The sequence below is a fragment of the Streptomyces sp. NBC_01176 genome (assembly GCF_045039825.1).
In the GTDB taxonomy this organism is placed as follows: Bacteria; Actinomycetota; Actinomycetes; order Streptomycetales; family Streptomycetaceae; genus Streptomyces.
Window position 1 is genome coordinate 9099138 of record NZ_CP108600.1, and the last position, 13322, is coordinate 9112459.

12 protein-coding genes are annotated in these 13322 nt (G+C 70.1%); 4 read left to right on the forward strand and 8 right to left on the reverse strand.

Annotation, left to right across the window (positions count from 1 at the left end; translation table 11 throughout):
• Positions 1-17: 17 nt before the first annotated feature.
• On the reverse strand, positions 18-386 hold the full coding sequence (locus OG199_RS39590; protein ID WP_356809524.1) for a DUF5133 domain-containing protein: 369 nt from the start codon (positions 384-386) through the stop codon (positions 18-20).
• Positions 387-704: 318 nt separating this feature from the next.
• Here OG199_RS39590 and OG199_RS39595 point away from each other — a divergent pair, with 318 nt between their 5' ends.
• From OG199_RS39595 to OG199_RS39605, 3 genes are all read left to right on the forward strand, one after another.
• A complete protein-coding gene (locus OG199_RS39595) occupies positions 705-1220 on the forward strand; it encodes a pep a2 (RefSeq protein ID WP_356809523.1) in 516 nt (171 codons plus the stop codon).
• A gap of 4 nt (positions 1221-1224) precedes the next feature.
• A complete protein-coding gene (gene glgX / locus OG199_RS39600) occupies positions 1225-3348 on the forward strand; it encodes a glycogen debranching protein GlgX (RefSeq protein WP_405833692.1) in 2124 nt (707 codons plus the stop codon).
• 110 nt (positions 3349-3458) lie between these two features.
• The gene (locus OG199_RS39605) at positions 3459-4856 is read left to right on the forward strand and encodes an FAD-binding oxidoreductase (protein ID WP_405833694.1); all 1398 of its coding nucleotides are present in this window, start codon (positions 3459-3461) and stop codon (positions 4854-4856) included.
• A gap of 99 nt (positions 4857-4955) precedes the next feature.
• On the opposite strand, the gene OG199_RS39610 is transcribed toward OG199_RS39605, so the two are convergent.
• Both OG199_RS39610 and OG199_RS39615 read right to left on the reverse strand, forming a co-directional pair.
• Positions 4956-5480 carry a hypothetical protein gene (locus OG199_RS39610; protein WP_405833696.1) on the reverse strand — a complete coding sequence of 175 codons (525 nt, stop codon included), beginning with the start codon at positions 5478-5480 and terminating at the stop codon, positions 4956-4958.
• Positions 5481-6456: 976 nt separating this feature from the next.
• A complete protein-coding gene (locus tag OG199_RS39615; RefSeq protein WP_405833698.1) occupies positions 6457-7491 on the reverse strand; it encodes an NlpC/P60 family protein in 1035 nt (344 codons plus the stop codon).
• Between the two features lie 330 nt (positions 7492-7821).
• Between OG199_RS39615 and OG199_RS39620 the strand changes: the two genes are divergently transcribed.
• Positions 7822-8568: a VOC family protein gene (locus OG199_RS39620; protein WP_356809574.1), complete on the forward strand. Its 747-nt coding sequence runs from the start codon at positions 7822-7824 to the stop codon at positions 8566-8568.
• Positions 8569-8770: 202 nt separating this feature from the next.
• On the opposite strand, the gene OG199_RS39625 is transcribed toward OG199_RS39620, so the two are convergent.
• The 5 genes from OG199_RS39625 to OG199_RS39645 form a co-directional block, all read right to left on the reverse strand.
• A complete protein-coding gene (locus tag OG199_RS39625) occupies positions 8771-9430 on the reverse strand; it encodes an MSMEG_1061 family FMN-dependent PPOX-type flavoprotein (RefSeq protein WP_356809575.1) in 660 nt (219 codons plus the stop codon).
• Between the two features lie 54 nt (positions 9431-9484).
• Positions 9485-9970 carry an HIT family protein gene (locus OG199_RS39630; RefSeq protein ID WP_405833701.1) on the reverse strand — a complete coding sequence of 162 codons (486 nt, stop codon included), beginning with the start codon at positions 9968-9970 and terminating at the stop codon, positions 9485-9487.
• Between the two features lie 156 nt (positions 9971-10126).
• A complete protein-coding gene (locus OG199_RS39635; protein WP_356809577.1) occupies positions 10127-10528 on the reverse strand; it encodes a hypothetical protein in 402 nt (133 codons plus the stop codon).
• 220 nt (positions 10529-10748) lie between these two features.
• Positions 10749-11264 carry a hypothetical protein gene (locus OG199_RS39640; protein ID WP_401803638.1) on the reverse strand — a complete coding sequence of 172 codons (516 nt, stop codon included), beginning with the start codon at positions 11262-11264 and terminating at the stop codon, positions 10749-10751.
• A 152-nt stretch (positions 11265-11416) separates the two neighbouring features.
• Positions 11417-12574: a PP2C family protein-serine/threonine phosphatase gene (locus tag OG199_RS39645; RefSeq protein WP_356808818.1), complete on the reverse strand. Its 1158-nt coding sequence runs from the start codon at positions 12572-12574 to the stop codon at positions 11417-11419.
• Between the last annotated feature and the right edge of the window lie 748 nt (positions 12575-13322).

A 13322-nucleotide genomic window follows, 5' to 3' on the forward strand; every position in this document is an offset into this window, starting at 1 on the left:
GTTCTGGAATCCCCTGATCACTGTCCCGTCTCAGGGACACCCCCGGGCCCTACGGCCCGCTCAGCGGGCCGGAAGGCCCTGACCGCCCCGGGAGTTCGCGGACGGTGCGCACCCGCCACGGACGTGGTGGCCGAGGCCGACGCCGCCGAGGGGGCGGGCGACGCCTTCGAAGCACCCGAAGCCCGCGCACCGCCGCGCAGATACTGCTCGGCCGCGTCCACGGCCTCCCGCGCGCAGCGCTTCCCCATCAGTACGCACAGGGTGTACCCCGAGTTCTCGAAGTTCCCCCGCACCGCGTGGTCCATGGGAGCCACGAGCAGCAGACGTTCCCAGGCCCGGTATTGCTCCAGATGCCTGGCGACCTCGGTTTTGGCAGGCAGCAGCATGGCGCTGGTCACCTTTCCACTCTCCAGGACTGCGCACGGGCCCGTCCGGCTGCTGCGGGGCGGGCGTGTACAGAGGGGCACCGACCTGTCATCGAGGCCGGCGCCCTCACCCATGGTGCCTGTGTCACCACAAAGCGTCTTGTTGGCTCTTCAACTACACCAGGAGTGGTCAGGAGTGCTCTCGTGTTGCACGAACGGAGTAGCACTCGCATTCTTGGACTTACTCAGGAGCGACCAACACTCACGCTTCGTATTCGGGGCTCGTCCGGAAAGGGCGGGAGAGGGAGCGGGAGCTTCGCCGGTGAGGAGCCAACGAAGATGAAACCTGCAGTTCCCTGCTACTACCACCTCGACGTCGAGGTAAGCCCGGACCGAGTGGGACAGGTCAGACGCATTCTGGCCGCCCATCTCCGGTACTGGAACCTCGAGTTCCTCGTCGAGTCCGTCTGCCACTGCGCCGAATCGCTGCTGGACACCATCGCCCAGCACTCGGCCGACAAGAACACGACCGTCGAGATGTGGTGGAACGGCAAGCACCTCATCACCGCCGTCTCGGACAACGACCAGGACATCCGCCCGCACAACGCACCCCAGGGCTGTCTCGCACGAATCGCCGCCCTGAGTGACAACTGGGGCTGCTGTGCCACGGGCGCCGGCGGCAAGATCATCTGGTTCTCCTGGCGGGCCCGCTCCGCCGAACGCGCTCCACTGGTCCCGGCCGGCCCCGTGCCGAGCCTGCGGGAGGCGTGCCGGATGCCCCGGGCGCTGTCGTTGCCCGTACCCGCCTTCGCGGCGGCACGGGAGGACACCGAGGCCGTGACCGCCGTACGGTGATCACGTGCGCACCTGGACCGGACGCCCGTACCCGCTGGGGGCGTCATACGACGGCGAAGGCACCAACTTCGCCCTGTTCACCGAAGCCGCCGAACGGGTCGACCTCGTTCTCGTCGATGACGACGGTGCCTCGCGCACCGTCACGATGACCGAGGTCGACGGATACGTGTGGCACTGCCGACTGCCCGACGTCGGGCCGGGACGGCGCTACGGCTACCGGGTCCACGGACCGTGGGACCCGGCGGCCGGACACCGCTGCAATCCGGCGAAACTGCTCCTCGACCCGTACGCGAAAGCGGTCGACGGGCAGATCGACAACGACGCCTCGCTCTACGAGCGGGCGGCCGACGGGCCCGATCCCGCGGACAGCGCCGGGCACACCATGCTCGGCGTGGTGACCGATCCGGCCTTCGACTGGGGTGAGGACCGGCCACCGCTGCGGCCGTACGCCGAGACGGTGATCTACGAGGCCCATGTGCGCGGGCTGACCCGCACCCACCCGGACGTCCCCGCCGAACTGCGCGGCACCTACGCGGGCCTGGCCCATCCGGCGGTCGTCGGGCATCTGACCTCGCTCGGTGTGACCGCGGTCGAACTGATGCCGGTCCACCAGTTCACCCAGGACGGCTTCCTGCGGGACAGGGGACTGTCCAACTACTGGGGTTACAACACGATCGGCTTCTTCGCCCCGCACCACGCCTACGCGGCGCACGGCACCCGCGGAGAACAGGTCACCGAGTTCAAGTCGATGGTCAAGGCGCTGCACGCGGCGGGCCTGGAAGTGATCCTCGACGTCGTCTACAACCACACCGCCGAGGGCAACGAGAACGGCCCCACGCTCTCCTTCCGCGGCATCGACAACGCCTCCTACTACCGTTTGGTGGAGGGGGACCCGGCGCACTACTACGACACCACGGGCACCGGGAACAGCCTGCTGACGCGGCACCCGAACGTACTGCAGCTGATCATGGACTCGCTGCGGTACTGGGTGACGGAGATGCACGTCGACGGATTCCGGTTCGATCTGGCGGCCACGCTCGCCCGGCAGTTCCACGACGTGGACCGGCTCTCGGCGTTCTTCGACCTGATCCAGCAGGATCCGGTCGTCGGACGGGTGAAGCTGATCGCCGAGCCCTGGGACCTCGGCGACGGCGGCTACCAGGTCGGCAACTTCCCGCCCCTGTGGTCGGAGTGGAACGGCAAGTACCGGGACGCGGTAAGGGACTTCTGGCGCTCCGGCGAACACACGCTCGGTGAGTTCGCCTCCCGCCTGACCGGTTCCGCCGACCTCTACCAGCACGACCGGCGCAGGCCGCGCGCGGGAATCAACTTCGTCACCGCGCACGACGGATTCACCCTGCGCGACCTCGTCTCGTACGACGACAAGCACAACGAGGCCAACGGCGAGGGCAACCGGGACGGCGAGAGCGTCAACCGTTCCTGGAACTGCGGTGCCGAGGGCCCCACCGACGACGAGGGAATCCTCGAACTGCGCGCCCGCCAGCAGCGCAACCTGCTCGCCACCCTGCTGCTCTCCCAGGGCATCCCGATGCTCGCGCACGGCGACGAACTGGGCCGCACCCAGCGGGGCAACAACAACGCCTACTGCCAGGACAACGAACTCTCCTGGATCGACTGGCGGTTGGACGACGAGCAGCGCGAACTCATCGAGTTCACCCGGCGTGCCGTCGCGCTGCGCGCCGCCCACCCCGTTCTGCGCCGCCGCCGTTTCTTCCTCGGCGACACGGCCACGCACGAGCGTCAGCCGCTGCCCGACCTGGTGTGGCTGCGGCCGGACGCGCACGAGATGACGGACGCGGACTGGCAGCGCGCCGACGCACACGCCGTCGCCGTCTTCCTCAACGGTGACGCGATCGCCGAGCCCGACCCGTACGGCGGCCCGGTCGTCGACGACTCCTTTCTGCTGCTCCTGAACAGCTACTGGGAGCCGGTCGTCTTCCGCCTTCCGGGTCCCGACTACGGCGAGCGATGGACGGCACGGATCGACACGGCAGATCCGGCGGTCCTCCCCGACGAGCGGGAGCGCAAGGCCGACACCGACGTCCGGCTCGAAGCCCGCAGCCTGCTGCTGCTGTCCAGGTCCCCCCGGGCCGCCGCCGGCAGCTGAGGGCGCGGCCCCCGCGCAGAACGGGCGCGGCGCGCCCAGCGGAGGGACACTGGAACGAGGCCCCCGCTCACCGGGGGCCCCGCACCCGTCCCCGGACCCGGGGGATGCACATGTCCATCGCACCGGCACAGGCAGCGCGACAGGAGCTGACCGGTTTCGAGGGTCGGTTGATCGGACCCGACGACGCCGGGTACGACCGGGCGCGCACCGTCTACAACGGGATGATCGACCGGCGGCCCGCACTCGTGGCGCGGTGCGCCGACCCCGACGACGTCTCCTCGGTCGTCGGCTTCGCCCGCGACCACGGGTTGCCCCTCGCCGTGCGCGGCGGGGGCCACCACGGCGCGGGGCTGGGAGTCTGCGACGACGGCGTGGTGCTCGACCTCGCACCGCTGAAGGACGTCGAGGTCGACCCGAAGGCCCGCACGGCACGCGTCGGCGGCGGCTGTGTGTGGAGCGAGGTCGACCGCGCCACCCACGAGCACGGCCTGGCCACACCCGCCGGCATCGTCTCCACGACGGGCGTCGGCGGCCTCACGCTGGGCGGTGGCCTCGGCCATCTCACCCGCGCCCACGGCCTGACCGTCGACAACCTCCTGGAGGCCGACCTCGTCCTGGCGAGCGGCGAGCAGGTGCGGGCGAGCGCCGCCGAGAACCCCGACCTGTACTGGGCGATCCGCGGGGGCGGCGGCAACTTCGGCGTCGTCACCTCGTTCCTGTTCCGGCTGCACGAGGTGAGCACGGTCGTCGCCGGCCCCACCTTCTGGCCCGCCGAACTCGGCGCCGACGTCCTGGCCGCCTACCGCGACTTCATCCCGCACGCCCCCCGCGAGCTGAACGGCTTCTTCATGTTCGGATCCGTCCCGCCCGGCCCGCCGTTCCCCGAGGAGACCCATCTGCGCAGGATCTGCGGCGTGATGTGGTGCCGCGTCGGGGACGACACGGAGCTCGCGGCCACGGAGATGGCGCCCCTCCTCTCCGCGCTGCCCGCGCCGCTGCTGCACGCACCGGCGCCGATGCCCCACCCCGTGCTGCAGTCCGCCTTCGACGCGGTCTATCCCCCCGGTGACCAGTGGTACTGGCGCGCGGACTTCGTCGACGAGATCCCCGACGAGGCCGTCGCGCTGCACGCCAGGTTCGGTGCCGAGCCGCCGACCTGGAAATCGGGGATGCACCTGTACCCGATCGACGGCGCCGTCCACGACGTCGCGCCGACGGACACCGCCTGGGGCTATCGCGACACGGGCTGGGCCTCCGTCTTCGCGGGCGTCGACTCCGACCCGGCCAACGCGGAACTCGTGAAGCGGTGGAGCGTCGAGTACTCCGACGCCCTGCACCCGTACTCCGCGGGCGGGGCCTACGTGAACATGATGATGGACGAAGGCCAGGAGAGGGTACGGGCCGGCTACCGCGGGAACCACCCACGCCTCGCCCGGACCAAGGCCGCCTACGACCCGGCCAACCTCTTCCGGGTCAACCAGAACATCCAGCCGGTGCAGGGGGCTTGACGCCCGACTCGGGGGCCGTACTCCTGATCGGAGCCCGGCCTGCTGCCCGCCACGCGGTGTCTCCTTCCTCTCGCCACGCGACCGGTCGTCCCCCGACCGTCAATTCCCTTGCGGGTGCGCCTGGTTGCCGGTGGGTGCACGGGCGGGTTCGCGGACCGGGTCGCCGATGCCCCGGGCGTCGAGGGTGATGACGAGGACGTGCTGGCCGAGGGTTCGCAGAGCGCGTCCGAATCCCTCCACGGCCTCGGTGCCGTCCGTCTCGCCCGTCACATGAAGAAGGGCCCCGTCGCGTTCCGCCACCGCCTCGGCGAAATCGAGGGCCTGGATCCAGGTCACCCGGGAGCGCCCGCGGCGCAGCGGTCCGTATACCAGTTCGTGGACGAGGCTGCCGTCGACGGCCAACCGACCGGGCGCGGCGAGGAGTTCGCGGTACGGCTGGGTGGGGTCCGCATGGTGGAGCGGTCCGCTCGCGCGCCGGACCAGGAATCCCCGGCTGGCCAGCTCGGCGATCAGGGCGCCACGCCCGATGCCGTCGGGGCCCTCGACGACAAGGGTCCGGCACTGGGCGAGGGCCTGTCGGAGAGCTTGGTGGAGGGGGTGGTGCGAAGGCAGGTGGAGGGTCATCCCCGCACCTCGGAACAAGGGCCGGTGCGCATGCCGCTCCCTCCAGGAGGACCGATTCCCCCAGTGTCGCCGGACAGCCCGCACGGCGGGAGTGTGCTGGCGGGCTGTCCGGTTGTGGGGGCGTAGTGGTGCGGCCCCGGTGGCCGCGTCTATGCGCGGTGACGTACCGGTACGTCTGCAACAGGTCCGGCACACAGGGGGGGCACGGAGGCGGACGCCCACGGCCGCGCGGGCCGGGCGGGGAACGCATAGGAGCGCCGGTTGCGTGCCGAGCCCGGCGGAGACCATGGTGATCGAGTGACGTGCCGCACGGACTCCGGCAATGATCGCAACTGCGCGCTGCCATAGTGGAATTGACCCGCCGACAGCTGGGGCGGGTCACCGCAGGCGACCGTGACGCGAGGGGATCGCCGACCGCGTCACGGTGGTGGGTCCGGCCCCTCCCCGGCGGTGGGCGGAATGCCATTCGTCGAGCGCGGAAACGCCTGTCATATCAAAGGCCACCGCTGCTCATTGGGGCGCCCAGCGGGGATCTGTCGGCAGAGTCCCCACCCGAGAGATCACGGCACACATCAAGGCACGTAACACGGGAACCAAAGGGCTGAACGTCTCGTACGAGGCGTTCTTCCGTGTTGTCGACGGCGGCCACTGGGTGAAACTGGGCAGCGGACGCGCCTACGTGAGGGCAGGCGAAGCCATCGGTCCCGCCGAGGTGGGAAGTACCACCCGGGTCTGCGGCCCCGTGAAGGTGGAGATCCGGGTACACGCTCGGGCCGACGGTGCCGCCTGGAGCAACTGGTCTCACGCGTCCACGAAGCAATGCCAGACCTGAGCGGCTGAACCTCCCGGGCCGGGCCGGCCGACCGGCGGCCGGTTCCTGGCGAGCACGCCCCGGCCGCTCTCCTGCGTCATCGACGCCGGATGGTTCGCCGTGCGAAGGGAGGGTCGTCGGTGGCATCCGCTCGAGCGGTACGGCTCAGATGCGGACTCCGAACTGGAACGGCATGTTGCCGATCGACTCGTAGCGGACGAGCGCGCCGCTGTGCGGGGCGTGCAGCACCTGCCCGCCACCCGCGTACAGCCCGACGTGGTGATGGTCCCCGTAGAAGATGACCAGGTCGCCGACCTGCAGATCGCTCTGCGAGTAGATGCGGGTGCCCGCGTTGGCCTGGACCTCCGAGGTGCGCGGGATGGAGACGCCGGCCCGGGCGTAGGCCCAGGAGGTGAGGCCTGAGCAGTCGAAGGTGCTGGGGCCGGCGTGGCCGTAGTCGTACGGGGAGCCGATCACGCTCTGGGCCGCGGCGAACGCGGCGGCCGCGCGCCCGGAGGCAGCCTTGGAGTTGCCGAGATCGACGCGCTCACTGGCGCGGGTGGCGCGCTCCTGGTCCTGGGCGGCGAGAGCCGCCTTCTCCTTGGCGGTCAGGGTGTTGAGGAGCTTCTGTGCGGAGGCGAGCTTGCCCTGGACCTCCTGCTTCTTCTTCTTGAGCTCGGCGCGGGTGTCGGAGAGGTCCTTGAGCTTCTCGGACGCTTCCTGGCGCTGCTGGGCGAGCTCGCGCTGCTTCTCCTGGACCTTCTTCAGCGCCTCGACCTGCTGACCGCTCAGCTGGTCCATCGCGGACGCCTTGTCCAGGTAGTCGTCCGGGTTCGAGGAGAGGAACAGCGCCACGGAGGGGTCGATGCCGCCGGTGCGGTACTGGGCGCTGGCCATCGAACCGAGAGCGTCCCGCAGCTCGTTGAGGTCTTCCTGACCGCGGGCGACGTTGTCCTGCAGGGTGCTGATCTGCTTCTCCAGCTTGTCCTGCTTCTCCTTGGCCCCGTCGAGCTTCTCGGTGGCCTGCTCCGCCTGCTCGTAGAGGGCGTCGACCTTCGCCTTGACCGCGTCCTTGCTCGGCTTCTCGCTGGGCGCGGCGTTGGCGGCGTTGGCACTGAGGGCCACAGCGGCCGCCGCGACGGTGGTGAGCACGGTCACACGGGTGCGGCTCGGCTGCTTGGGTCGACGGTGGGACGCCACGAAGGCGAGCTCCTTCTTCCTCCACCCGCCTGCCGAAACGCCGACGGGCGGTGCCCCTCCGCCGTCACTCCCAACGAGCGAACACCCGAGCAAAGGTTCGGATGTGAACTCTAGTGACCTGGTCGTGATCAGAGCAAGTAGCGTTGTGACAACTGTCGTTCGATGATGGAGACAACAGGGACGAGCCATGGTCCCGTGGAGTGCTGGCGGGTCGTAACGGGCGTCGATTCCCGGTGACCGTACGGAGCGCCAACCGACAGACGATGGTCCTCCGGCCGCGGGGAGTCCCGGGACGCCGTGCGGTCCCGCCATGAACATAGGATCGCGGGCATGGCGCTGCGACCTGTGCAGGTGAACATGAAGGCTCTTGACGACTCGGCGGTCGGCCGGTTCTGGGCGGAGGCGCTCGGCTGGAGTGTTTCCAGCGAGGAACCCGGTGTGACCAACGTCGAACCGGGTGGCGGCTTCGTCTGGCCGGACCCGGTTGCCGTCTGCGTCGACGTCGTGACCGTCCCCGAACCCAAGACGGCGACGAAGAACCGGGTGCACCTCGATCTCGCCACCACCTCCGCGGCCCATCAGGCGGAGTTGGTCGCGCGCCTCCAGGCTCTCGGAGCGACGCCCGTCGACGTGGGTCAGGGAGAGGTGCCGTGGACGGTCCTCGCCGACCCGGAGGGCAACGAGTTCTGCGTGCTGGAGCCGCGGGAGATCTACCGGGACACCGGGCCGATCGCCGCGGTGGTGGTCGACTGCGTGGATCCGCGGGCCATGGCCCGGTTCTGGGACGAGGCGATGGACTGGACCCTGCACGAGGTGACCGACGATCATGCGGTGTGGCGCTCCGCCAAGGGCGTCGGCCCGTATCTCGAGTTCCTCCGCGCGCCCGGCGGGAAGACCGTGCCGGACCGCGTCCACCTCGACCTGCTGCCGTACCCCGGCGACGACAAGGCGGCGGAGGTGGCCCGGCTGCGGGCCCTCGGTGCCACCGACCTCGACCTCGGCCAGGGCGACGTCCCGTGGACGTGCCTGGCCGACCCGGAGGGCCACGAACTCTGCGTCCTCGCCCCCCGGCCCTGACGCGGAGCCTCGACGACTCCCGGACACGTGACTCCTGTGGGCTCAGGTGCCATGGCCCCTGGGCGGGTGGTGGGGGCCGCGGCGTCCCGGTCGATTCGGATGGCGAGAGTCCGCGTACAGGGGTGAGAACAGCCCGCTCGCCGGCCGCACACTCGACCTGGGGTCCGGCCGGCTGGTGGTCCGGTGGGCGCCGTTCGGCCCGTTACTCGTACCGGTACTTCAGCGAGTCCGCCTCCGTCCGCTCGATGTCGGCGATCGTCAGCTCCGGCATCCGCAGTTGGGCCAGCGTCACCTCGGCGGAGGTCGGCTGGGCGTCCGCCGAAAGCCACTGCTCCGGCTTCCATGCCCCGCTGCGCATCAGCGACTTGGGGCAGTGCGGGTAGACCTCCTCGATCCCCACCACCAGCGCACTGGCCGGCGGCTTTCCCACGGCGGTCAGCTGCGACAGCAGGTCAGGGCGGGTGGAGACGCAGGCCCGGCCGTTCACCCTGAGCGTCGTGGTGCGCCCCGGGACGAGGAACAGCAGACCGGCCCGTCCGGTGGCGACGACGTTCTGCAGGGTGTCCAGACGCTTGTTGCCGGTCGCGTCGGGTATCGCCACGGTCCGTGCGTCGAGGACGGCGACGAACCCGGCGGGGCCGCCACGCGGGGAGACGTCACAGTTGCCCTCGGTGTCCGCGCTGGCGACCAGGACCAGCGATGAGCAGCTGATCAACCGCCGTGTCTGCTCGGTGAGTTCGGTCATCTGCTTGCGGACGGCCGCGGCGCCGGGGAGTTCGTAGACCCGGCGCAACGCCTCCTGGTCCGGCACGGCGTCGAGGCGGAGCGAGTCGAAGGAACTGCCGGCAAGGGATGTGGTCATGCCTCCGACCCTAACCAGCCGACCTGCGATTCATCTCCGCTCGCGGGCTCCGGCTCAACTCATCTGATCGGGCTGACGAGTGTTCTGGTGCTCATGAAGGCGAGCTCGCAGTGAGTGGGCTACGCGGTCCGCCTCTTCAGCCGTCACCCGCTCCTGCTCCGGTCCACGAAGCAGCTCGAAAATCCCCGGCCCGCGATGTTCTGGTCGCAGATCCGCCATGCGCGGCACGATGTGGAAGTGCACGTGCGCGAATCCCTCCGCTTCGGCGAACTGGACCACGTACGTCTTGGCGCAACCGGTCACGCTCCGCAGAGCCCGGGAGAGCCTGACCTGCCACACCCCCAGGGCGGATGCCTCCGCGTCGGTGAGGTCGTGAACCGCGGTGACGTGGCGTCGGGGCAGCAGCACCAGCCAGCCACGCACCGTGGTGTCGAAGACGTGGGCCACCCGCCAGAGTCGGTCGTGTGCCACGCACTCGCGTGGCGGGAGGTCGTCGAACTCTGCTTCCATGCCGCACGCGTAGCAGTCGGGAGTCGCCATGAACCGCGATGGTAGAACCGCATCGTCCTCGGGCCCGTTCCCCTCGGCGACACAGCGTCCTGCACCACCAGGGCGCCGGCGGAGTCGCTGACAGACCCGACGCGCACACCGACCCGGGGAAAGAACGACACACCCTTACCCGTCCTGCTCGCCACGCTACGCAGGGTTACCCGGCACGTGGGTGGTGACCGGCCGGCGCCGAATCCTGAGGAACAGTGCGATTCCAGCGGCGAGGACGAGCAGGCCGGCGGCCAGCAGGATCCACGGGTCGAGCAGATCCTCGGTGCAGCTCCCGCCGTCGGCGGAGGCGGTGCAGTAGGTACCGGGGCCATGTCGATTGAGGTAGGCGAGAAGGAACAGCGGCAGGCTCGCGCTGGACACCAGACCGGGCAGGCATCGAAGGGCCCCCCGTCGCGTCGCCAGCACCACGGTGGCGATCAGAGGGATCGGCAGGATGAACACCCCGATCGACAACACGGTCAGCAGGGCGAGCCCGTAGCAGGACCCGGTCAGGAGCCATCCGGTGAAGAACAGCCAGTCACGAGTGTCGCTGGTCATTCCCTTCTCCTTGCTGCCCGAAGGCGTCGATGGGGATCAGGGGCCGCACGGCGGCGGATACGGCGTCCGTCGACCACGTCCTCATTGTGCGCGTGCGGGCACGAGAACCTGGGTCGCGGTGCCGCCAAGACACCGCGGGTGCCCGCGCCCGGCTCGACGCCGGCCCCTCGGGAAGAGGGAGCCGGTCTCTGTGGAGAGGAGACCGGACGACACCTCCGTCCTACAGGTCGTGCCACCACGACTGCCGCTCCAGCCTGTCCAGTTCGCGTTCCGCCCAGGAGTCGAACCCCGCGGCGACGGCCTCGTCCTCGACAGGCGGGACCCTTCCGCCGACCGCCTCGGCCCACTGACTTCCCCGGACCGACCGGGACGTCGAATGCCGTCCGAGCAGTCCCTCCCCGACGAGTTGGCGCCCAACCTGCACGGCGGGCCTGTCCTGTGGGACTCCTGGCACCCGGAAGGAGGGGCGGGCATAGACGTTCGCGACGGTGGGGTCCGGTGGATCACGCAGCCAGGTCACACCCGGCGGAGGGTCCTCACGAAGCCAGCCCGGGGCCTCGTTCGGATGATGGATCGTGAGGATCATCGCGAGAGGACTGCCCCCGTAGTGAGGCTCGGGCCTGGTCACCACGGCCACGTAGACGTGCGTGTGCGGAGCGCTGCCCGGTCCGTCGACCTCGCACACGACGACCTGCCCCACCGCGGTGCTCAAGGGCTGCAGTTGAACTCTCAGCATGATCTCAGCATCGCAGGTCCCACGCCGCGCCGATCACCGTTGCACGCGGCGCGGACACCATCTGGGCAGCAGCCCTCCACGGGGGTACGGGGCCTCGCCGTCACCGTCCGTCCGGGCCGCGGCCGGTCAAGGGGCCCGTCTGCCGCGGCCGGTCAGCCGCATCCCACCCGGGCCGGGTTCTCCAGGGTGGCCAGGCCGATCTCCCTGCCGTCGTGCTGCCGCCGGACGGTGCCGCCGCCCAGGCGCCTGACCGTGACCATGGCGGCGTCGTCGTTCAGGCGCATGTTCCCGCCCACGTGAGCGGTCAGACCGTCGAGGATGTACGGGAGCAGCTCATCCGGGTCGCTGCCCTGCCATGCGGTGAGCCGGTCCTCGAGGTCGAAGAAGTTGCCTTTCGGGTCACGGGCCTCGATGACGCCGTCGGTGTAGAGGAGCAACAGCGCTTCCTCGGCCAGCGGCAACACGGTCGTGGCGTATTCCTGTGTGCCACTGCTGTTCAGACCGAGGGGCGGCGCGGGCCGCTGGGCCGGAACGGACCGGACCGCGCCGCCCTCGACGAGGAAGGGCGGAGGGTGGCCGCAGTTGATCATTCTCACGCACGAACCGTCCGCGGGTATCTCGAGGAGGAGCGCGGTGATGAATCGCTCCGCGACATCGGGGTCGGTGGCGGCCACCTCCTCGAAGTGGGCCTGCACAGCTTCCTCGAGGAGGGCCATGAGCTCGGCCAGAGACGGTGTCCGGCGCGATGAACTGCGGAACGCCCCGAGAAGGGCGGCCGCGTCGTCCACAGCCGCCAGGCCCTTTCCCTTGACGTCTCCGATGAGGAAGCGGACCGCGCCGTCGGCGGAAGCGACGGCGTACAGATCGCCCCCCACGCGCGCCTGGGGGTGGGAGGCCCGGTACTCCGCCCGAATGCGCAGCGAACCGATGGACGGTGGCATCGGACGTATCAGGACGCGCTGAACCGCCTCGGCGACGGCCCGTACTCCGAGCAGTTCACGGGTGGACCGTTCCCGCAGGGCGCGAAAGGTGATGACGCACAGCGAGACGAGAGCGATCGACACGAGGTGCACGACGAACGTGGAGGTGCCGTAGAGCCCGTCGTGCGCGTCGAGCACGACGGACGCCGCACAGGAGAGGCCGGCGATGGTCGCGGTGACCCGTGCTCCGGCGAGCGCGGCCGTTGCCGCGGGAACCGTGGCCATGAGTGAGCCGAGGTGTTCGGACGTGGGCAGCATGAAGCCGAAGCCCAGAATCGCGGCGATCATGGCGATCGCGAAGAGGAACGGGCCGTAACGGCTGGCTGTCACGGCGTGCCCCGCAGCCCGGATGCGAGCCGATCGCGCCGTGCGGGGCGGGGCCGAGCGGCGCTCCGTGTACACGAGGCGCAGGAGCCGGGCGGTGCGTGTGAGAAACCGTGGGGTCTCGTCGAAGCGAGCGGTCCCGGCGCGGCTCTGGCGGTGCTCAGAGCGGCTCTTGAGGGCTCTGGTACGACGACGCCCGGCATGGTCCACCATCTGTATCTCCGCTACGGCGATCCTTGGGACGACTGGCCTGCGCGGTCCATCGCGCGCACATGGCCGTGCGTCTGGGCGACCGGAGGAGCGGCAGCGTTTCCCGCGCGCTGCTCCACCGCGGCCGCTGCGTTCGTCCCGCACGACCGACGACTCACGAAACAGCCATCGGTAGCCGGTGTGGGGGCGAGCGCCCTTACGAGGCACGCGAGCACCAGGGGCCCGCAGGGAGGGCCTGCGCTGTCCGGGCCGCCGGAGTGTCGGCGACTCGGCATGCCCTGATGAGGGGAGCCTCATTTCGGCCAAGGGTAAGACCGAGGGAAGACTTGCGCAAGAAAGTCCTCTTTTGTCCATTGTGGTCGAGCCGCACGGCGCCCCCGCCCGTTCCAAGCCCGTATCGGCCCGGCCCGCTGCACGTGCACCCTGCCGGGCACACCGGCCTCTCCCTCACGAGGGCGCCCGCCGCCCCGTGCCGCGCGGGCTGATGGGGATACGGGGCTGCCCCGGCGTACGAGTGATCCGCGCCACGACGGAACGGGACCTG

Coding starts and splice junctions, on each gene's coding strand:
- OG199_RS39590 (WP_356809524.1), bottom strand. CDS start 386: ATGCTGCTGCCTGCCAAAACCGAGGTCGCCAGGCATCTGGAGCAATAC.
- OG199_RS39595 (WP_356809523.1), top strand. CDS start 705: ATGAAACCTGCAGTTCCCTGCTACTACCACCTCGACGTCGAGGTAAGC.
- OG199_RS39605 (WP_405833694.1), top strand. CDS start 3,459: ATGTCCATCGCACCGGCACAGGCAGCGCGACAGGAGCTGACCGGTTTC.
- OG199_RS39610 (WP_405833696.1), bottom strand. CDS start 5,480: ATGACCCTCCACCTGCCTTCGCACCACCCCCTCCACCAAGCTCTCCGA.
- OG199_RS39620 (WP_356809574.1), top strand. CDS start 7,822: ATGGCGCTGCGACCTGTGCAGGTGAACATGAAGGCTCTTGACGACTCG.
- OG199_RS39625 (WP_356809575.1), bottom strand. CDS start 9,430: ATGACCACATCCCTTGCCGGCAGTTCCTTCGACTCGCTCCGCCTCGAC.
- OG199_RS39630 (WP_405833701.1), bottom strand. CDS start 9,970: ATGGCGACTCCCGACTGCTACGCGTGCGGCATGGAAGCAGAGTTCGAC.
- OG199_RS39635 (WP_356809577.1), bottom strand. CDS start 10,528: ATGACCAGCGACACTCGTGACTGGCTGTTCTTCACCGGATGGCTCCTG.
- OG199_RS39640 (WP_401803638.1), bottom strand. CDS start 11,264: ATGCTGAGAGTTCAACTGCAGCCCTTGAGCACCGCGGTGGGGCAGGTC.